General features: G+C 27.4%; 24 protein-coding genes. 21 read left to right on the top strand and 3 right to left on the bottom strand.

The features are described 5' to 3' along the window. Positions 1 to 481 precede the first annotated feature (481 nt). From rplK to rpmB, 11 genes are all read left to right on the top strand, one after another. Complete coding sequence (gene rplK / locus T390_RS0102460; protein WP_027334925.1) at positions 482 to 1,075, top strand: 50S ribosomal protein L11; 594 nt, start codon at positions 482 to 484, stop codon at positions 1,073 to 1,075. 2 nt (positions 1,076 to 1,077) lie between these two features. Next, positions 1,078 to 1,773 carry a 50S ribosomal protein L1 gene (rplA, locus tag T390_RS0102465; protein WP_027334926.1) on the top strand — a complete coding sequence of 232 codons (696 nt, stop codon included), beginning with the start codon at positions 1,078 to 1,080 and terminating at the stop codon, positions 1,771 to 1,773. A 68-nt stretch (positions 1,774 to 1,841) separates the two neighbouring features. Then, positions 1,842 to 2,375, top strand: a complete 534-nt coding sequence (locus tag T390_RS0102470; protein WP_027334927.1) for a tRNA (cytidine(34)-2'-O)-methyltransferase — start codon at positions 1,842 to 1,844, stop codon at positions 2,373 to 2,375. A 5-nt stretch (positions 2,376 to 2,380) separates the two neighbouring features. Beyond that, the gene (locus T390_RS0102475) at positions 2,381 to 3,097 is read left to right on the top strand and encodes a TrmH family RNA methyltransferase (RefSeq protein ID WP_318023686.1); all 717 of its coding nucleotides are present in this window, start codon (positions 2,381 to 2,383) and stop codon (positions 3,095 to 3,097) included. Beyond that, positions 3,087 to 3,326, top strand: coding sequence for an MAG0865 family DivIVA-related protein (locus T390_RS0102480; RefSeq protein ID WP_027334929.1), 240 nt, complete (start codon positions 3,087 to 3,089; stop codon positions 3,324 to 3,326). The genes T390_RS0102475 and T390_RS0102480 overlap by 11 nt, the downstream gene beginning before the upstream one ends. Continuing rightward, complete coding sequence (gene ylqF, locus T390_RS0102485) at positions 3,316 to 4,188, top strand: ribosome biogenesis GTPase YlqF (protein WP_027334930.1); 873 nt, start codon at positions 3,316 to 3,318, stop codon at positions 4,186 to 4,188. Before T390_RS0102480 ends, ylqF begins: the two co-directional genes overlap by 11 nt. An 8-nt stretch (positions 4,189 to 4,196) precedes the next feature. Further along, the gene (locus T390_RS0102490; protein ID WP_027334931.1) at positions 4,197 to 4,706 is read left to right on the top strand and encodes a hypothetical protein; all 510 of its coding nucleotides are present in this window, start codon (positions 4,197 to 4,199) and stop codon (positions 4,704 to 4,706) included. Positions 4,707 to 4,842: 136 nt separating this feature from the next. Further along, positions 4,843 to 5,787 carry an HPr(Ser) kinase/phosphatase gene (hprK, locus tag T390_RS0102495; protein ID WP_027334932.1) on the top strand — a complete coding sequence of 315 codons (945 nt, stop codon included), beginning with the start codon at positions 4,843 to 4,845 and terminating at the stop codon, positions 5,785 to 5,787. Continuing rightward, complete coding sequence (lgt, locus tag T390_RS0102500) at positions 5,780 to 6,757, top strand: prolipoprotein diacylglyceryl transferase (RefSeq protein ID WP_036436142.1); 978 nt, start codon at positions 5,780 to 5,782, stop codon at positions 6,755 to 6,757. The genes hprK and lgt overlap by 8 nt, the downstream gene beginning before the upstream one ends. Beyond that, positions 6,757 to 7,671, top strand: coding sequence for an NAD(P)/FAD-dependent oxidoreductase (locus T390_RS0102505; RefSeq protein WP_027334934.1), 915 nt, complete (start codon positions 6,757 to 6,759; stop codon positions 7,669 to 7,671). Before lgt ends, T390_RS0102505 begins: the two co-directional genes overlap by 1 nt. Positions 7,672 to 7,737: 66 nt before the next feature. After that, positions 7,738 to 7,944, top strand: a complete 207-nt coding sequence (gene rpmB, locus T390_RS0102510) for a 50S ribosomal protein L28 (protein ID WP_027334935.1) — start codon at positions 7,738 to 7,740, stop codon at positions 7,942 to 7,944. 46 nt (positions 7,945 to 7,990) lie between these two features. Here the strand turns inward: rpmB and T390_RS0102515 are convergent, their stop codons facing one another. Further along, positions 7,991 to 8,275 (bottom strand): hypothetical protein, encoded by a 285-nt coding sequence (locus tag T390_RS0102515; protein WP_027334936.1) that lies wholly within the window; start codon positions 8,273 to 8,275, stop codon positions 7,991 to 7,993. A gap of 230 nt (positions 8,276 to 8,505) precedes the next feature. Here T390_RS0102515 and T390_RS0102520 point away from each other — a divergent pair, with 230 nt between their 5' ends. The 9 genes from T390_RS0102520 (at position 8,506) to T390_RS0102560 (ending at position 18,263) form a co-directional block, all read left to right on the top strand. Next, positions 8,506 to 9,078 carry an MAG0920 family protein gene (locus T390_RS0102520; protein ID WP_156930751.1) on the top strand — a complete coding sequence of 191 codons (573 nt, stop codon included), beginning with the start codon at positions 8,506 to 8,508 and terminating at the stop codon, positions 9,076 to 9,078. Positions 9,079 to 9,255: 177 nt separating this feature from the next. Next, positions 9,256 to 9,963: an MAG0920 family protein gene (locus T390_RS0102525; RefSeq protein ID WP_027334938.1), complete on the top strand. Its 708-nt coding sequence runs from the start codon at positions 9,256 to 9,258 to the stop codon at positions 9,961 to 9,963. Between the two features lie 10 nt (positions 9,964 to 9,973). Then, positions 9,974 to 11,185: a hypothetical protein gene (locus T390_RS0102530; protein ID WP_027334939.1), complete on the top strand. Its 1,212-nt coding sequence runs from the start codon at positions 9,974 to 9,976 to the stop codon at positions 11,183 to 11,185. 346 nt (positions 11,186 to 11,531) lie between these two features. Further along, positions 11,532 to 11,897 carry a hypothetical protein gene (locus tag T390_RS04090; RefSeq protein WP_156930752.1) on the top strand — a complete coding sequence of 122 codons (366 nt, stop codon included), beginning with the start codon at positions 11,532 to 11,534 and terminating at the stop codon, positions 11,895 to 11,897. A 129-nt stretch (positions 11,898 to 12,026) separates the two neighbouring features. Continuing rightward, on the top strand, positions 12,027 to 12,749 hold the full coding sequence (locus T390_RS0102540) for an MAG0920 family protein (protein WP_027334941.1): 723 nt from the start codon (positions 12,027 to 12,029) through the stop codon (positions 12,747 to 12,749). Positions 12,750 to 12,758: 9 nt separating this feature from the next. After that, positions 12,759 to 13,970 (top strand): hypothetical protein, encoded by a 1,212-nt coding sequence (locus tag T390_RS0102545; protein ID WP_027334942.1) that lies wholly within the window; start codon positions 12,759 to 12,761, stop codon positions 13,968 to 13,970. 3 nt (positions 13,971 to 13,973) lie between these two features. Next, positions 13,974 to 14,687 (top strand): MAG0920 family protein, encoded by a 714-nt coding sequence (locus T390_RS0102550; RefSeq protein WP_027334943.1) that lies wholly within the window; start codon positions 13,974 to 13,976, stop codon positions 14,685 to 14,687. Between the two features lie 226 nt (positions 14,688 to 14,913). Next, positions 14,914 to 17,415, top strand: a complete 2,502-nt coding sequence (locus T390_RS0102555; protein WP_027334944.1) for a valine--tRNA ligase — start codon at positions 14,914 to 14,916, stop codon at positions 17,413 to 17,415. Further along, entirely contained in the window at positions 17,406 to 18,263 is an 858-nt protein-coding gene (locus T390_RS0102560; protein ID WP_027334945.1) for a bifunctional 5,10-methylenetetrahydrofolate dehydrogenase/5,10-methenyltetrahydrofolate cyclohydrolase, read from the top strand. The genes T390_RS0102555 and T390_RS0102560 overlap by 10 nt, the downstream gene beginning before the upstream one ends. A 43-nt stretch (positions 18,264 to 18,306) precedes the next feature. On the opposite strand, the gene T390_RS0102565 is transcribed toward T390_RS0102560, so the two are convergent. Both T390_RS0102565 and T390_RS0102570 read right to left on the bottom strand, forming a co-directional pair. Next, entirely contained in the window at positions 18,307 to 19,152 is an 846-nt protein-coding gene (locus tag T390_RS0102565) for an ABC transporter permease (RefSeq protein ID WP_027334946.1), read from the bottom strand. Beyond that, on the bottom strand, positions 19,145 to 20,080 hold the full coding sequence (locus T390_RS0102570) for an ABC transporter ATP-binding protein (RefSeq protein ID WP_027334947.1): 936 nt from the start codon (positions 20,078 to 20,080) through the stop codon (positions 19,145 to 19,147). Before T390_RS0102570 ends, T390_RS0102565 begins: the two co-directional genes overlap by 8 nt. A gap of 90 nt (positions 20,081 to 20,170) precedes the next feature. On the opposite strand from T390_RS0102570, the gene smpB reads away from it, so the two are divergent. Further along, positions 20,171 to 20,614 carry an SsrA-binding protein gene (gene smpB, locus T390_RS0102575; RefSeq protein ID WP_027334948.1) on the top strand — a complete coding sequence of 148 codons (444 nt, stop codon included), beginning with the start codon at positions 20,171 to 20,173 and terminating at the stop codon, positions 20,612 to 20,614. Positions 20,615 to 20,735: the final 121 nt, after the last annotated feature.

Raw genomic sequence — 20,735 nt, forward strand, 5'->3', positions numbered from 1 at the left:
CGAATTGTCTTTATTCTCTCTATGCTTATTCTCTGAATTTTTAATATTTGAAGCAAAAGCAGTAGTGCTCATAGCCACAATCGCACCACTAGATGCAACAACTAAACCAGATAAAACCTTTGATTTTTTTCTAGACATTTTTAAACCTCTTAAACTTAAATATTTTTATATATCTAAATTATCCTGCATTATTTTTTTTTTTTTTTTTGTAAATTGTTGCTGTGTTTAAATTAACAAATAAACCTGTTTTATAGTAATTTTGGATTTGTAATAAAAATTTTCGGTAAATCTAATTATTTTTAATATAAATTGATTTCAAATAATATTTTTATTTATAAAAATAAACTTAGGTGTAAATACTTGTGAATTTATTATGAAAATAAACTTTTTATATATAATATAAACGCAATTTATTATTAAATTGCTCTTAACAAGTGGGAGAGAAATCGCAAGAACCACATTATCGAAAGGATAACAAGATATGGCAAAATCAAAAGCTGATATTGTCCGTGTTCGTAAATTGCAATTTAATGCTGGTCAAGCTAAACCTGGACCTGCATTAGCAGGTGTAGGTATAAACATGCCTGAATTTACACGTGCATTTAACGACGCAACACGTGAAAGAGGTAGTGAACCAGTTCCTGTTCAAATTACCGTTTACAATGACAAATCATTCGAATTTAAATTATTTACTTCACCAGCTAGTTACAAATTAAAACAAGCTGCAAAAATTAACAAAGCAAGTTCAAACTCAAAAACTACAATTGCTGCTACTATTTCAGTAGACCAATTAAGAGAAATCGCAGAATACAAATTACCTGATTTAAACACTGATGATGTTGAAGTGGCAATGAGTATTATTGCTGGTACAGCAAAAAATATGGGTATTTTAGTTGATGGGTATGATAACGTTGAAGCTGCTAGAAAAGCTGCTTTAGCTGCTAAAAAGGCAGAATCAAAAGCCGCTGCTAGAGAAGCTGCTTTAGAAGCTGATCAAGCAGAAATGATCGAATCTAAAGGTAAAGGTATCGAAGTTGTAACAATTTCAGAAGAAGAAACCGAAGGAGACAACTAATTATGTCATCAAAAATCGGAAAAAAATTAGAAGCTGCTAGAAGTTCATTTGATAAAACAATCGCTTACGACTTAACAGAAGCTGTTGAAATCGCTAAAAGAACTTCATATGCAAAATTTGACGCTTCTTTAGATTTAGTTATGAAACTTAACCTTGACGTTAGAAAAGCTGATCAACAATTACGTGGTGCTGTATTATTACCAAATGGTACAGGTAAATCAGTTAGAGTATTAGTTGTTACAAATAATCCAGAAAAACAAAAATTGTCTACAGCAGCAGGTGCTGACATTGTTGTAGATGGTGCTGCATTAGAACAAAAAATTAAAGAAGACGAATTTGACTTTGACGTTATGGTAGCAGATCCTGCTATGATGCCTCTTTTAGGTAAATATGGTAAAAAACTTGGGCCTAAAGGTTTAATGCCAAACCCTAAAACTGGTACAGTTACTCCTACACCTGAAAAAGCTGTAGAAGAACTTAAAAAAGGTAAAGCAAATTACCGTACAGATAAGGCGGGTATTATCCATACATTAGTTGGTAAAGTTTCAATGCCAACTGAAAAATTAGTTGAAAACATTCAAACAGTTATCAACTTAATCAAAAAACTTAAACCAGCAGCCGTTAAAGGTGCATATGTTCAAAACATCGTTGTATCTGCAACAATGGGTCCTGGTGTTAAAGTTAAAATTGAAAAATAATTATAAATTCACAAAAGAGCTTAGGCTCTTTTTTATATATAATAAATATATAAAAACAAGGAGAAAAAATGCTAAATATTGTCTTATTTGAACCCGAAATACCACCTAATACAGCTAACATAATTAGAACCTGTTTTGCCCTGGGGGCCAAGCTACATATCATTAAACCAATTAGTTTTGATTTAAACCCAAAATATTTAAAAAGAGAAGCAGCCGGAAGATTATTGAGTGATATACAGCACGAAGTTCACAATTCTTATCAAGATTTTTACGCAAAATACAAAAACAAAAATATCTATTATATAACTAGATATGGCGAAATTTCTTATTCAGATATTGACTATTCAAAAATTTATAACCAAGATAAAGAAGTGTGATTAATGTTCGGAAAAGAATCGACAGGAATAGATAAAAATATCCTAAAAGATCACTTAGATAGATGTTTAAGAATTCCAATGGTTTCAGCTATGCGAAGCATAAATTTAGCTAACTGCGTTGCCATATTAGGTTTCGAAGTGATGCGTCAGCTTGATTTCAGAGACTTATCAAAAGTTGAAGTTCAAAAAGGAAAAGATTTTTTAAAAACATGAAAACCAGAATAACAAGTGTGAACAATGAAAAAATTAAAAATCTAAGAAAGTTGATTGCCAAAAACACTAATAAAGATGCTGTTTTTGTCGTTGAGGGCTATCATTTAGTAAATGAAGCATTAAAAAATAATTTAGTTAGTGAAATTTACGAGTTAGAAGGCAATGATCGTTATATTAATGCAATTGAAGTTAGTGATAACGTTTTAAAATCTATTACTAAAACCAATAATCCTGAAGGCGTTGTAGCTCTATGTATAAAAAAATTAAACGCCGAAAAAGGCAATAAAATAGTGTTTTTGGACAATGTGCAAGACCCCGGCAATGTGGGGACTATTATAAGAACTGCATTAGCTTTTGGTTTTGATACAATTTTTTCTAATATAAACTTTTACAACGATAAAATAGTAAGGTCAACTCAAGGAGCACTATTTAATATCAATTTATTAAATTACGAAAATAACTATAAAACAGTTGATTTATTAAAATCAGAAGGCTATAAAATTTTTGCGACATCCTTAGAGAAGGATAGTATTCCATATGATATAGTTAATTATCCTGATGATAAAATCGTTGTTATTATGGGTAATGAAGGCATTGGCATAAATAAAGAACTATATAAATTAGCAGATCAGAAAATATACATACCTATTCAATTTGAAAGTTTAAACGTTGGTGTAGCCACTGGCATAATATTGAATCATATATATTCATTAGGAGATAAAAATGAAAGATAAAATTGACGAATTAAAAAGCATTTCATTTAGCCACGAAATAAATGGATATTCAGTTGTTGAAGTTAATAATTACATCGAAAAAATATGAAATAAGATGGATGAATTAACCAATAAAATAGATTTATTAGAAAAACAAATTGAAAAAAACTTAATTGAATGCCACGATAAAATATCAGAATTTGAGGCTTTAAATTTAGTTGCGGAAATGAATAAAAATTATGGAAAATAATTTAAAAGAAATTAAGGAAGAAAAACAACTCATCAACTGATATCCTGGCCATATGGCTAAAGCAATAAAGGAAATTAAAGAAAATGCAACACTAGCAGATATTTTTATAATTGTGTTAGATGCAAGATGTCCAATCAGTAGTTATAATGAAGATTTTGATTCAATAGCACCACAAAAACCAAGAATTTTTATAATTACTAAATCTGACTTAATGGATAGTGATAAAAAGTCAATGATTCAAAAAAGATTTGGAAATGAAAAACTGCTTTGGCTTGATTTAAGAAATCCAAAAAGCAAAAATCAAATTTTAAGCGAAATTAAAAAGATTTCTAAAACAAAACAACAAAGAGACAGAGAAAAAGGTCTAATTAATTCAAGAATTAAAGTTTTCGTAATGGGTATACCGAACGCCGGAAAAAGTACACTTATCAATCTAATGTCTGGAAAGAAAAGTTTAAAAGTGGCTAATTATCCAGGTGTGACAAGAGATAAAAAATGAGTAGCAGTTGATAATATCTTTTTTATGGATACTCCAGGTATTTTATTGCCTAAATTAAATGACCAAGAGGCTGCAGCCAAACTAGCAATGATCGGTTCCATCGAAACAAAAATTTTTCCTCAAAAATTCTTATTTAACTGTTTTATAGATGTGATAGCAAAATATTATCCCGAAAGATTATTAGAAGAATTTAATCTAAATTCTGATGATATAGATTCACTAGATGATATTAAAAAATATAATATGTTATATAAGATAGCGGACAATAAGGGTTTTAAACAAAATAATAAACCCGATTTTAATAAAGTTTATACCTACTTTATTAACTGAGCAAAAAATCTTAAAAATGTTACTTTTGATTAAGGACAAAAATGAAGAATAAAAAATACACAAAAGATGAAATTTTAAACAAATGAATTGAAGTTATAACAGTAAATCAGGTTCACATTGGGAATAAAACAAAGACATCTTTTAAAACAGTCATATTAAATTTAATTTTGTTTGTTAGTTTATTCATCGTTTCAAATGTTATGTTATCTAAAATTAATGAATATTCTAACGGAATAATAGTTGCAATTGTCATTACAAATATCATTTTTGTCTGTTTTATAGTATTGGATGTCTGATTATTAATTATAAATATATTTTTATATAAGTCCCTTGTTTCAATCTCAAAACAGGAGGATATCTCAAAAATAAATAAGAATGTTTCGCTTTATATTTTATTCGGATGCAAAAAATATCCACATTCATACATACAAACCGTAGAATTTGTCAATAATGATAGTATTCAAACTAGTAATGAAAATTCTAATTCAAATAAAACGGATGATGAAATCATAAAAGAGCTTATAAATAAAACGGACTCTAAAAAGCACTAGAGTCTTTTTAATTTATTTTATAGATGTTTTAGGTAAAACTAATATGAATAATGTTCTTTTTTGTTTGTTTAGCCTCCTTATTATTTAATATAAGTTTTAATATATAATATTTATAATAATTTTGATTAAGGAATTTATGAGCAAAAAATTAATTAACGTTAAAAAGATAATTGAAAAATTCAATATTCAATTAGCAAACAAAACTGATGATCTTTCTTATAGAAATATTCATTATCCAGCAATTAAAAGACTTGGTTTAGAAATTGCTAATGTTTCCGAAAGTACAAGATATGCTAGAAATGTAATTTGTTGAGGAACCAGCGAATCAACTTATTTTAAAAAACTTGGTAAAAAACAATCTCAAGTAATTTTAAAAAGAGTACTTGAAGCACATCCACCACTTGTGATATTGTCAAAAGGTATGAGCCCTTTGCCTGCCGAGTGAATTATAAAACTATGTGATGAATACAAAATACCTGTTTATGTTTCGGATAAGAGTACATCAAAAATTACTTCAACAATTGGCACATATTTATCAGACTTCTACTCTGAAGAAACACAAGTGCACGGATGCTTGTTATCTATTTATGGCGTTGGTGTCTTAATTATAGGTGATTCGGGAATTGGTAAATCAGAAGCTACACACGAATTAATTCAAAGAGGTCACTTGTTTGTTGCTGATGATGCGGTGTTAATTAAGCATATTAGTGCTAACTTTTTTGGATATGCACCATATTTGACGAGAGATCTTTTAGAAATGAGAGGTACAGGATTAATTAATGTTTTGCAAACTTATGGAGTTAAAAGTATTCTAAGAGGTACTGTCGTTAACCTTTGTGTTGAATTAGTTTCAAATCAAAGCATTGACTACTTATCTTTAGACAGATTAGGAAACAAAAAAATGGAATATCCTATTTTAGGTTCTACAATTCCAAAAGTACAAGTTCCCGTTAAAGTTGGAGCATCTGTATCTTCATTAATTGAAGCTGCAGTTATAGCTTTCTTATCTAAAAGAGAAGGTTATGATGCTTTAAGTTTACTAACAAAACGTAGTAGAGAAAAGGAGGTAGATTATGATTAGTTCACCAGCTTCACACGTTGCACCTGGTGTTTGAACACCTGATGCACCAATTATTCCTGATAAAATAGGGGCATCAGTTATGTTTTACATTGGTAAGCTTCCAGTGCATACATATTCATTGACATTGATGCTCGGTATTATTGCCTCAATTTTGACAATCGCAATCTTTTGAAAGAGAGCAAGATACAAGTGAGATATTTTATTAACTTTAATTGTTATTACAATTCCAACTGCTATTATTGGTGCTCGTTTATGGGACTTAGTTGAAGAAACCAAAAATCCAAATTTCAACTGAGCAGACTGATATAAAATCTGGCAAGGTGGTTTAAGTATCCAAGGTGGTGTTGTATGTGCATTCATTTGTGATTTTATTTATGTTTACACCAAAAGGGATCAAGTAGATATAAGAAAAGTTGCAGATATAATTATTCCTACAATATTAATTGGGCAAGTAATTGGTCGTTGAGGTAACTATGCTAACCACGAATTATACGGGAAAATTGATTACGATGGTGGTGCTGTATTAATTTTTGGTAAAACTTTTGCTTCAAATATGTTTATTTCAGATGCAAACGGAATCGGATATAGATATCCATTATTCCTTTACGAAGGTTTAGCAAACTTATTTGGATACATAGTTTTAGTATGAATTATTAATACTATGAGCTTATTAAAACCAGGATCAACAGCTTCATGATACTTTATTTGATACGGTTTAGTTCGTTTGGCAATGGAACCATTGCGTCAAAATTCATATCAAATGTATGTTGTTGCATCATACTTATTCATCTTTGCGGGTGCATTAGCATTCTTATTCTTCCAATTCTTTAATCCAACACATTATGTTTCAGAATGAAGAAAATATAGATTTGTTTATCAATACGCACATCCAGATCTTTATATTCAATGATTAGAAAAAACTAGAATTAAAACTAGAAAATCAAAACCAATCAAAGAGGTTGTTAGTTAATGGATTTATATGACATTATAATCATCGGTGGTGGCCCTGGTGGCTTAAACGCAGCATTATACGCTTCTCGTGCTGGTTTAAATACCTTAGTTATTGAAAAAGAACTTCCTGGAGGAAAAATTAACACCACAAGCGAAGTTGAAAACCTACTTGGTATTTTAAGCATTTCGGGTTTTGAACTGGCCGAACAAATTTATAAACACGCTTTATCTTTTGGTGCTAAATATAAAACTGCAGAAGTCATAAACATCAATAATATAGGCCCTTTGGAAAAAGAAGTTATCTTAAAATCAGGTGAAATTTTACACTCAAAAACAATTATTATAGCTTCAGGAATGGTAAATAGAAAACCTACTGATATTAAAAATTTTGATAAATTTACAAATAAAGGTATAAGCTACTGTGGAGTTTGTGACGGACCATTATACAAAGATAAAAACATTTTTGTACTTGGTGGTGGCAATAGTGCTTTTGAAGAGGCTGACTTCATGAGTCAATATGCCAATAATGTTACAATGATTGTAAATAGCGATAAATTTAGTGCCGAAAAAATTATTGTAGATAAGGTTTTAAAAAACCCTAAAATTACTATTTACAAGAATTCAAAAATTATAAGTATAGACGGTGAAAATATCATCCAAAAAATCAGTTTTATAGGTTCTGAAGGAAAAATAATTATTAAGGATTGTGACGCTTTATTCCCTATGATTGGTTTTATTCCTAGCTCAAAACATTTTGAAAATTTAAAAATAACTAACTCAAATGGTTTTATCGATACAGATGAAAAAATGGAAACTACATTAAAAGGAATTTATGCAGTTGGCGATATTAGAGAAAAAAGAGTTAGACAAATCATAACCGCTGCAAGCGATGGTGCTATTGCCGCTAAAGAAATTTGAAATATTCTAAAATAAATTTTTAAAAAATATCCTAATAATATATAATTAATAATATTTATTTCATCACGAAAGGAGAATACCATGTCAAGAAGAGATCAATTAAGCGGAAAAGGACCTTTAGTTGGAAATATTCGTTCTCACGCTATGAATGCTACAAAAAGAAAATTTAATGTAAACTTACAAAAAATTACAATTACAAGCAGCAATGGTACACCTACAACTTTAAGAGTAAGTGCTAAAACAATCAAAACATTAAAACGTAAGGGTATTTTAGCTTCAGCTCAATAATAAAATAATAATTAAAAAATCCTTTCCGAGAAAAGGGTTTTTTATTTTAAATAGCTTTTGCAATAATTAAAATCATAACAATTAATAGGACAATTAAACCAGTAAAAACAATTGAAGTTATAATGGTAGCTCAAATAATCTTGCGTTTATTGGCAAGATATTTTTTTCTTCATTCTTCGTCAGTTAAATGAGATTCAGCATCTTCAAGCAATAATTGTCTTTGTTTATCGCTTAATGTATTAATGTCATCTTCATTTAATATTTTAATTTCGTTGATCTCTTCTAACCTTGTAATAGATTGATCAACTTCTGCTTTATTTTGAGGTTTCATATATTTTATTTTACACTATTGCAGATCAAAAATGGCAGCGGTTTATATATAATTAATATTAGTTAATAATTTAAAAATAGATAATTTAGGATAATATGTATAAAGTATTAAGTTGAATCGCAGAAAAATGAGAATTTACCTGATATCTTTATTCTTTTATTTTTTTAACAATATTCACAATATTTATGATTTATAGTTTTACAAGATATATGCTGAACTATAAACTAATTATGGTTCAAAAAGATTATTTAAATGAAAATATCAAATTAAATCCAAAAGTATTGCGGTTTATTTTGGTTAGAATCTTTTTATGTTATCTTTATATGATTCTGTTCATAACGTTTAACATAGTGCTATTAACAAGTCTAATTATTTTATTAAAAAAATATAATTTTGATATTTGACTTCCATTGACTATGCTTGGCATTAATGTTTTAATTTTACCTTTACCTTTAGGATTAATCATACAATGCAGTTTAGTAGTTAAAAAAATAAAAAAGAATAGTGAAAAAATAGATGATTCAAGATTGCTGGAAAACATAATAAAAAATGATGAAAATAGAGACATTCAAATTTCTTTTAAAGAAACAAATACATTTATATTCACGAAATTAAATATTGCTGGTCGTAAACATAAAGACGTAACTATTTCATCTTTTAAAACAAAAAATAAATATTTAGTATATTGAAATGCAATTTTGAATTATGAAGGGCTTGCTATTATAAGAAATGGTCAAGCAATTAAAATTTCATTTGGCTCGTTTTATAATGAATTTGTATTATATGGTTGAATTAATAAATAACATTAAATAATTGCTTATGAATCATTAAAACCTTATAAAAAAGGGTTTTAAGGATTTTTATTATGAAAAAAATCATTCAATAAAGTTGTCTGTAAAATAATTGTTTTCGCTTTATATTATAATTATGGCAGCTAAAAACTTTATATTACAAAATATCACTTGAAAATGGAGGGATAATTGAATTCTTTTTCTATATACGATTTTACAATCAGAGCTTTATTTATGTTGATAATCGCCACAATAATAACTTTATCAATTTGACTATTTTGGCGTCCAATTCAATGAAAATACAAAATTAGTGGTAGTCAATCATATATAACTGAACTTTATAGAATTCAAAATATAAAAGTAAATACAACTGTTTTAAATTATTTTTATAATCGTTTAAAAATAACTATAAGTATATTTCTCGGAATAATCACAATTGGATCATTATTTCAGATACCTCTTTTTGTAATGAACTTAATAAAATATAAGAAATATTATTATCTATGAATAATGTTATTAGCATTTAACTATCTGTGATATCTGATAAATATTTTTAAATATAGAACTACATTAAAAGATTTTAAGCAAGCAATAAGAATTAATAATATACAACCTGACGATAGGCTTATTGAAAATATTTCTAAAGAACAATATAATCATAGTTTTCAGGTAAACTTTTCAAAAAATAATTGTTTTGTAAATGTAGATTCAAAAACGAAAATTAAATATAACTTTTGAATATCTAGAATATCTAAAAGGGTGCCAAAAAGAAATATGAAAATATATTGGAAACTAATTATAAACGTGCAAGATTTATTTTTAAAGACTTCAAAACAGTACTATATGATAAATTATGGTTCATTCTATAAAGAACTTAAAAATGCAGGATGAATTTAGAAAGGAAAATATGAAATTAGAAATTATTCAGCCAATATTAACACCAGTTGTTGCATCAGTACCTTCAAATAATCTAGATAATGAAGCTAATAAATTTGTATTTGATTATATAAATAAAAATAATATTTCTCTAGATAAAATAGACTTAGAAGCCTTAAAGACTGAATTTATTAAACAATTTCCACAAAAAACTCAAACTGTTGAAGCAATAAATTTAGATAATTTAAAGAAATCTGTTGATACTCATCTTCAAGAAATTAAGGATGAAATTAATAACTCAATCAGAACAGATAAAAAAAGCAAAAATACTAGTAGTTATATAAAACGTATATATACGGATTTAACAAAAAAATACATGGTTAATGAAGATGGTCAAGAATCATCTAAAAATATCTTGTCTAAAATTGAAGCATTGACTACTTTTTATAACGAGCAAAATAAGAATTTAGAAAAATATACTTTAATTGTTAAAAATCTTACAAATGCATCAATTGTTTTAAATACTATTTGTGGTATCGCTTCGGCTGCATCAGTAGCTACATTTATAGCCAGCTTTTTTACAGCTGGTGTAACTGCTGGACTTGCAACTGCTACAGCTATCGTCGCAACAACTTCAGGTATAGTTTCTGGGCTACTAGATATTATTTTAGATATATATAAAAATCATTTGAAAAATGTACAAGACACGATTAAATTTCTTAAAAATGTTGAAAACATGCCGCCTTCTGATGTAATCAAAAAAATAGTTAAAATTACATTAAATATTAACTATGAGGCGTTTAGCACATATACTAAAAACGTTATCCCAAAATTTGCTAAATTTTTAAAATATGCTGATGTAATTTCCAATTTTTATTCTGCAATAGAAAGTTTTAATAGCGTTTACAATGATATTAAATTTTTAGAAACATTAAGCCAAGATAATAAAGAAGCAACAAATACTCTTAAAAATTTAGCAGATAAAATTACTAATATGAAAAAAGTTAAATGAACAGTTCTGCATGAAACACCATTAGATAATTATTATATTCTTGGCGGGACTGGTGGAATTAATCAAATTTTCAAAAATATTGAAACGGGCGAAATTTTGAGATTAGATCAAATGCTTAAATTTTCAAAGTTTGAACTTTATTCAATGGGTTTAACCAAGGCTAGACATCCAAAAACTGGCTGATATATCAGAACTCTTCCAAATAAAACTAAAGCAGATAATTTAGGATAAAATGATTAATGTATTAAAATTATTTTCGGAAGAGTGATTATTTTTCAAAGTAGTATACTATTTACCATATACCTTAATTTTCTTGTTTTTTTTCATATATTCAGCCATAAAATATCAATGAAATTTTAAACTTATAAGAATTAAAAAATGCTTTATTAATTCAAACATTAAAATTAATCCATCAGTTCTTAAGTACTATAGCGGAAAAATAATTTTATGTTACTCTCTGTGAATTTCATTCGTTGTTATTAACATTGTATTTTTATCATTAATGATATTGTTTCTTAAAAAATATAATCTCAAATATGCTTATATATTAATTACAATATTTGTAGATTTACTTTTTATGAGTATTCCTATTGCTTTAGTTGTTCAGTACTGTATTGTAGTAAAAAACATTAAATATAAAAATTTAAAAATTGACGATTCAAGATTGCTAGAAAACATAATCAAAAATGATGAGAATAAGTCTTATCAGGTATCTTACAAAGAAGTGAATACATTTGTTTTTTACGAACCTTTTTTTAGATGAACTGATAAAACAATAAATAAAAAAATAACGTTTTATAATTCCAAAAATAAATATGAAGCCTATTGAAATGCGATATTAAATTTTGACAATCTTGCAATAATTAAAAATAATGAAACAATTAAAATTTCATTTGGATCATTTTATAATGAGTTCAAACGTGCAGGATGAATTGTTGATTAATTTATTGAATAAATTATATACCTTAAAAATCCTAAAATTACTGTTTTATAGTAGTTTTAGGATTTTTCTTTTAAATATTCAATTAAGTGCCTTGCTAATAAATAAAATATTATTTTATATAATTGAAATATGCCTAAAACGATTGACCCAAAAACTGAATTAGATCTTTTTTTCAGGTTAAATACAATGCACATTATTGTAGCATTAATGATGTTGGTCTCATTGGTTGTAGAATTAGTTGATTTATTAAAAAATAATTTTTTTTATAAGTGTCGCTTAATTAAAGAAAATTACAGAGTTTTAAAAATAAAAGTTAATTCAACTGTACTTGCATATTCATATAAGAAAATTAAAATTTATGGCTCTTCATTGATTGCGTGTTATGGAATGATAACTACAATAGAGTTAGTTCTAACAATTATTAATTCAGTAAAATATCATTATTTTTGAATAGTGTGGACACTAATATTGTTTGTGACATTACTTTGGTTTTTTAGTTTATTAACTATTTTTATAGTTAAACTAAAAACACATAAAACATGCATTAAATATAATAGTCAGTTAAACGACAATAGATTAATTGAAAACTTATCGATGCAACAATATAATAATCAACTTCAAATTAGTTTTGATAAGAATAATAAATTTGAAAATTATGATTGAAAACTAAGTAAAAGTTTGTTTATAACACAATTTAAAATACGAAAGAGATACACCTCTTATAAATACAAGGTTTATTGAAACGTCATTTTAAATCCTGATAATTTGTATTTAATAACTAAAAAACAGCGATCAACGCTAAATTATGGATCATTTTATAACGAACTAAAAGAAGCAGGTTGAATCAAATAAAGGGAGTATATGAAATTAGAATTAATAACACCGGTTGTCACCACAATATCAGCAACTGCACCAACAATTAATAAAAATGATGATGAAATAAAATTTATTGCTGATTATGTACATCAAAATAATACATCTATAGATAAGATTGATTTAGAAAAGTTTAAAGAGGAGTTCTTAATAAAATTCCCTGATAAGGCTTCAAAAGTTGAAAATTTAAACAATGAAAATATATCTGAAGCCTTTAAATCTCATCTAAAAACAATTAAATCAAAAATAAAAGAATCTCTCAAAAGTGATTATTCAAAAAGAGAACATAATAAAAATGTAAAAAGAATATACACAGACTTATTGAATAAGTATATGGTTAATGATGATGGTCAAATATCTTCAAAAAATATACTTTCAAAAATTGAAGAATTGATAAATTTTTATGAAGATAAAAAGAATAGTTTGGATAAACTAACAAGAATTGTAAACGGCCTAACTGGAGTATCAATTACCTTGAAGTGAATTTGTGGCACGGCTTCATTTGTTTCTGCGTTGTCTACAATAAGCACGTTTTTCACATTCGGTACAACATCAGGTATCGCTGGTGTTGCAGGGATAGTGGCTTTAGTTTCTGGAGTTTTATCGGATGTATTGGATGGAATTGTACATTACTATAAAACTGAACTTAAAAATACTCAAAAAATGATTGAGCTTGTTAACACCTCAAGACAATATACTCCACATTTTTTAATCGAAAAATTCGTTAAAGCCGGAGCAGATGTTGCGTACTACGTTGGTGAAAAATTATTAACAAAATCTATAAAAGAATTTGCAAAATTGATGAAATATGCAGACGTAATTAATAGTTTTAAAACAGGTGTAGATAGTTTTAAAGATTCAATTAATGGTATTTTATACCTTGCTGATATTAATAAGGAAAGTAAAAAATCTAATGAAAAATTAGTCGGTATCGCTAGCCAAATAAGTAAAATGAAAAAAGTAAAGTGAACTGTTTTACACGAATCACCATTAGATAGGCATTATATTTTAGGTGGCGCGGGAGGTATAAATCAAATTTTCAAAAATATAGAAACTGGCCAAATTTTAGGCTTAGATGAAATGTTACAATATTCCAAATTCGAATTATACTCAATGGGATTAACTAAAGCATTACACCCTAAAACTGGATGATATATTAGAACTCTACCTAATGACACTAAAATTGATAACTTAGGATAAAAAATGTACGAAACAATAAATTGATTACATAATCATTTCCTGCAAATAGTGTATCCCGTTTTTTACGGAGTAGTTTTACTAACCTCCCTGTTTTATACGCCGATAGTTCTTAAATATAATTTCAACGACAAAACAATTCTAATTGAAAACTATTTTTTTAAAAAAAATATCAAGATCAATACAACAGTTCTTAAATATTTTTTTATTAGAGTCTTAGTTGGATATCTTGCAATAATTTTGATTTATATATTTTATTTTGCATTAGCACTTACAGTATTTACGCTTTTCAACATATATAACTTTGAAATTCCATATAAATTAGATACAACATTATCTTTAAATATATTCTTGATTGGCTTTCCCATAGTAATTCTTTTTAAATATTATTTTAGAGTGAAGAAAATAATGAAACAAAATATAAATATAAATGATTCAAGACTTTTAGAAAATATCATTAAAGAAGATGAAAATAAAACTTTCCAGATATCTTTTGAAAACAAAAATACCTTTATAAATCCGAGTCCTGCAGTTGCAGACGTTTCTAAATTTAAAACCAAAAAAATAAAATCATTCAAAACTAAAAATAGATATTGAATCTATTGATATGCAATCTGTAATTATGAAACATTAAGTATAGATAACGGCATTAACGTGAATAAACTATCGTATGGTTCGTTTTATAATTCTTTTAAATCTTCAGGTTGGATTACCGAGTAATTAATTATTAAATCTAAAATCGCTATAAAACAGCGATTTTCGTTTTTTATATGTTGTTATAAGACTAAATTTATTTTTTTCAAAATATTATTTTAGGAATTTAGTTTACTAATGAAGAAAGCTTCACGGCGTTAGATTAGGAGCTGCACGAAAAGTGCATTAATTGTGTTATAATTTTAATATTAATTAATTTAATATAAATATGTACATTTTTACAGGGGATAATATGAAACAAATTGACAAATTATACGACCCGAAGGCCTTCGAGTCTATAATTTCTAAAAAATGAATTGATAATAAATATTTTAGCACTCACGATGAGGTAAAAAGGCCTTTCACGGTTCTTTTGCCTCCACCAAATGTAACTGGAATGCTTCATATTGGACACGCCTTAAACCAATATATTCAAGATTCAATTATCAGGTTTAAAAAATTAGAAGGCTATGATGTTTTTTGAATTACAGGTATGGATCACGCCGGTATTGCAACACAAAGTAAGGTTGAAACTATTCTTTATAATGAAGAAAAGTTAACTAAATATGACCTTGGTAGAGAAAAATTTCTTGAAAAAATTTGAGCTTGAAAAGACGAGTATGCTAATCGTTTCAAACAACAATGAAATTCACTTGGACTGGCTTTAGACTATGAAAGAGAAAGATTCACGTTAGATAAAGATTCTAATGACGCTGTAAATAAGGCATTTATAGAACTTTATAATAAAGGTTTAATTTATAAAGGTGAGAAAGCTATTAATTGAGATCCTGTATTAAAAACAGCTCTTTCAAACATTGAAGTTATTAATACTCCAACTGAACAAACGATGTACTACATTAAATATCTTTTAAAAGATTCAAATGATTTCTTGACAGTTGCAACCGTTCGTACCGAAACAATGCTTAGCGATGTGGCTGTTGTTTATAATCCTGATGATCCAAGATATAAAAATCTAAAAAGTAAGATTATTGTACATCCTCTTACTAAAAAAGAAATTCCCCTTATTGCTGATGAATATGTGGACAAAAAATTTGGTTCTGGTTTAATGAAACTTTCAGCACATGCAGAAGTCGATATTGACATTATCAAAAAACACAATTTAGAAATAAATGAAACAATAGATAAAGACGGTTTAATTAACTGTCCTGGAAGTCAATTCCATAAATTAACTAGAGAACAAGCTAGAGAGGCTATTGGTGAATATTTAGAACAAAATAATTTATTAGTAAAAAAAGAACAAACTATTTCAAATGTTGGTTATTCTGAAAGAACTAAAGTTCCTGTTGAAACATTGGTTATGCCTCAATGATTTGTGAAAATGGATAAATTTAGTCAAGATATTCTAAAACATTTAGATACTAAAGAAGCAGTTAAATTCTACCCATCAAGATTCAGATTAACACTTAAAAAATGAATGGAAAATGTTCACGATTGAACAATAAGCCGTCAATTATGATGAGGACACAGAATCCCCGCTTGATATAAAGGAGATGAAACACGTGTACAAATAGATTCACCTGGTGAAGGATGAATTCAGGACCCGGATGTTTTAGATACCTGATTCAGCAGCGGACTTGCACCATTTTCATTTTTAGGTTGGCCAAATGATGATTCTATGCTAAAAAGATACTTCCCAACAGATTTACTTGTAACGGGATACGATATTATTTTCTTCTGAGTTGCTAGAATGTATTTCTTTAGTTTAGAGTTTACTGGATTAAAACCTTTTAAAGATGTACTTTTGCACGGGCTTGTTAGAGATGAGCAAAATAGAAAAATGTCCAAATCACTCAATAATGGAATTGATCCGATGAAAGTAATTACTGAATACGGTTCTGATGCTTTAAGATTCTTTTTAGTAACAAACACAACTCCTGGAATGGATATTAGATATTCAAATGAAAAAATTAAAGCTGCATGAGCTTTATGCAATAAACTTTGAAATATTACAAGATACATTCAAAGTTTAGAAGATGATAATACAACAGAAGAAACTCCTGCAGATTTATGAATCAGCAATAAATTAGCAAAACTATTAGCAAAAATCAAAAAATGTATTTCTAAATATGAATTAACAACTATTGGTACTGAAATTAATAATTTTATTTACAATGACTTTTCATCTTGATATATTGAATTGCTTAGAATTACACCAAATAAAAAAGCAGCCTTTAAAAATTTAAAATCATTATTATTAATAGTTCATCCATTCTTACCATTTGTCACAGATTACTTATTTAATGTAGTTTTCGGAACAGAATTACTTGATGAAAATCTGCCAATTCATAAAGTAAGTAAGTCGGCTAAAATAGCAAAAATTGAAACTGTAATTAAAGCAGTAAAAATTTTAAGAAAATACAGAGAAGATAAGAATATAAGTAAGAAAACAACTCTTTCATATGACTTAAATATCAATAAAACAGATGATTTAGTAAAAATGATTAATAAACTTGCAAATGCCGAAATAGAAGAAAATAATGATGTTTTAATTACGGATGGAACTTTGAAAATTTACATTAAAGAATCAAATGAAGTTAAACAAAATTATTTAGATGATTTAAACAAAAAAATTATCAACGTTAAGTTTGAAATTGAAAGAGCTTCAAAAATGTTAGATAATGAAAACTTCATTAAAAAAGCTCCGAAAGACAAAATTGATTTAGAAAAGTCTAAATTAGAAAATTATAAAAAACAACTTGCAGAATACGAAAGCGAGGTATCAAAATGATCTTAGCCGGTGATGTAATTGCAAAAATTAGAACACAAGAGTTAAAAAAAGAGTTTGATGAAATAACACAAATTATTGGTAGAAAACCAATATTATCTATTATTCAAGTAGGTAATATTCCATCTTCATCACTCTATATTAAGAATAAAATTAAAAAAGCAGAAGAGTTAGGTGTAGAAGTTAGAATTCATAATTTTAAATCAACAATTACTCAAAATAACCTACTTAAAAAACTAGATGATATAAACGAAGAGGCTGACGGTATCGTTGTTCAACTTCCACTTCCAGAACACATTTCACCTAAAGTTATAATGAATGGAATTAGATTACAAAAAGACATTGATGGTCTTTGTGAAAAAAGTACATTCAACTTTTATAACGATAAGTGAGATGATTTATACTTTACACCTGCAACAGCGGCAGCAATTATGGATATCATAAAATACTATAATATAGATGTAAACGGTAAAAAAGTTTCTGTTATTGGTCGTTCATATCTTGTTGGAAAACCTACAGCATTCTTGCTAAAAAAAGAAGGTGGATTGGTATCAACTTACAATAGAAATACTGGTGTTAAAGGTATCGAAAACGCTGATATATTAGTGACAGCAGCTGGCGAACCTGGCTTAGTAAACCCTGATAATATCAAAAGAGGCGTTTATTTAATTGACGCTGGTATTACATTAGTTGAAGATGAACAAGGCAATAGAAAATTTGTAGGAGATGCTGACTTAAAAGGTCAATATGAACTAACCTCAGCTTATACACCAGTGCCTGGCGGCGTTGGTCCTCTAACAGTTATTTGGCTATTTAAAAACCTTGCAAAGGCTATCAAACACGAATTCCAAATTTAATAATTAAAATGACGGCTTCCCGTCATTTTAAAATACTACTTTTTTATCTTTTCTTCTTTCAAGTAAAGTTTAGAGCAGAAGATAAACCAATAACAAATACTGTAAATGAAAGTACATAAATTAGCGATTGTCATCAATTAACATCTAGTGTAGCAATTGATAATTTATATTGACTTGCAAACATTTTGTATGCGTCAATATCACTAAAAACAACTCATTTCATAAGACTTACTATTTGAGTAGTAGGTATTACTGTTGCAATTCCATTAAGTCATAAAGGCAATATAGTTAAAGGAATAAATGCCCCAATAAAGAAACCTGAAACTGACGAAAGTGCCCCTGAAATAGCCGAAAAAGCACTAACACTTTTTAAATAACTAAACACGAATGTAAAGAACACCGAATTCATAACGCCACCTAATATAATAATTAAGTAAACATATAAACTTTTATTCCCGCTTAAAATTCCAATCGTTCCACGTAAGGCCATATAAACGATAATAATGATAAACATCATTAAACAAATCCATATGTTAAGCAAGCAGTTAAATAATAAATAACTTAATCTAATTGTTGATGTTTTAATCGGCGTAATTGAAAAATCATTAAATATTTTTTTCTCTGAATCTTGGACCATAAAAACAGATAAACTAATGCCATTTGTTAAAGTTGTCATTCCCATCAGACCTACCAATAAGGAACCATCAGCAAATTTCATTTTATCTATATTATTTAAACCCTTAACACTTTGTTCAAATAAATATCTTCCAAATAAAATAAAAATAAATACAGTAACAATTGGAGAGAAAAATGTCATTATCATTCTTCTTTTATCTGTAAAGAATAATTTAACATTACGCATAAATAATACTTGTAAATTTTTAAACATTCTTGGCCTCCTTTTTTGTTACATTTAAGAAGACATCATCCATAGTACCTTTTTTAAGTTCGAAATCTTTTAATAAGTCTTTATATTTTTCAAGGAAATCTGTGGCTTCATTATATTGCTTAAAAACGATTGCATATGCGTTATCATCATAAGAAAAATTTAAATCGTGTTCTAATAATACTTTTTCTAATTCGGCTGTTTTATCGCCATAAACAAAAATAGTTGTGTTACTAAATCTACTCTTCAATTCAGCGGGCGTTCCTTCAGTTAATTTAACACCTTTATCAATAATAATTGCATAATCGCAACTATTAGCTTCTTCCATATAGTGTGTAGTTAAAATAATAGTTAGTTTTCTTTCTGCTCTTATTTTTTTAAGTGTATCCCATACAAGTTTTCTATTATTTGGATCTAATCCAGTTGTCGGCTCATCTAAAAATAAAATTTCCGGTTTATGAATTAAAGCTCTTGCGATATCTACTCTTCTTCTTTGTCCACCGCTTAAAGTTCTGTATTTTTGATTCAAAATATCTGTTAAATCAAAATCATTAACAATTTCATTAACCAATTCAATTGGTTTAATATTTTTAAAAAACTTGTGATATAAAGTTGCTCTAATTAATAAATTGTCTTTGACGCTTAAATTATCATCAAGAATTGATTCTTGGAAGACAACACCAATTTTGTTTCTAACTACTTCAAAATCTTTGGCCGTTTTAATTTCGTTTCCATCAATTGAGATTGTTCCTGTATCTTGATGTAATAACCCTACAATCATACTTAAAGTTGTTGTTTTTCCGGCTCCATTTACACCCAAAAAACCATATAATTCACCTTTGCCAACTTTAAAACTTAAGTTATCCAAAGCTTTCTTTTTACCAAAGGATTTACTTAAATTTTTAACTTCTAATATATAAGTTGAATTCATATTAAAACCTTCTTTAAATAAAATATTTTTTATTATATAACTTTTATTTTGCAAGTTCATGAATTTGAAAATTAAAATATAATTTTAAATATGAAATTAATTAGTGACAACAGACGTGGTTTACACGGTTATAAAATAATTGAAAAACATGAAGCAGGAATCGAATTACTTGGCTGAGAAGTTAAATCTGCAAGAGCAGGAAACGTTAATTTAACAAATTCCTATATTTTCTTTAGAAATGGAGAAATATTTCTATGCAATGCATCTTTTGCAAAATATATGTTGTTACAATGTGAAGAAGATAGAGAACGTAAACTCTTAATGCATAAACGTGAGATCGAACGTTTAAAAAGCAAAAAAGAAAAATTAAGTAGTTCTACTATTTTGCCAACTAAAATTTATTTCAATGATAAATCTAAAATTAAACTTGAAATAGCATTAATTCAAGGTATGAATAAAGCCGATAAACGTGAAGAAATTAAACGCAAAGATAATGAAATGTACATCAAAAAAGTACAAAGCAGATATATATAAAAAATCCCTATACGGGATTTTATTTGAATGAAACTAGTGGTTTAAACACTTTAGATTGAGTTTCACCTGTATGAATAAAGTCATTTAGTATTCTAGTAATTTCCATGCCAATTTGTGGGTA

The sequence above is a fragment of the Mycoplasmopsis felifaucium ATCC 43428 genome (genome assembly GCF_000687775.1).
In the GTDB taxonomy this organism is placed as follows: Bacteria; Bacillota_I; Bacilli_A; order Mycoplasmatales; family Metamycoplasmataceae; genus Mycoplasmopsis; species Mycoplasmopsis felifaucium.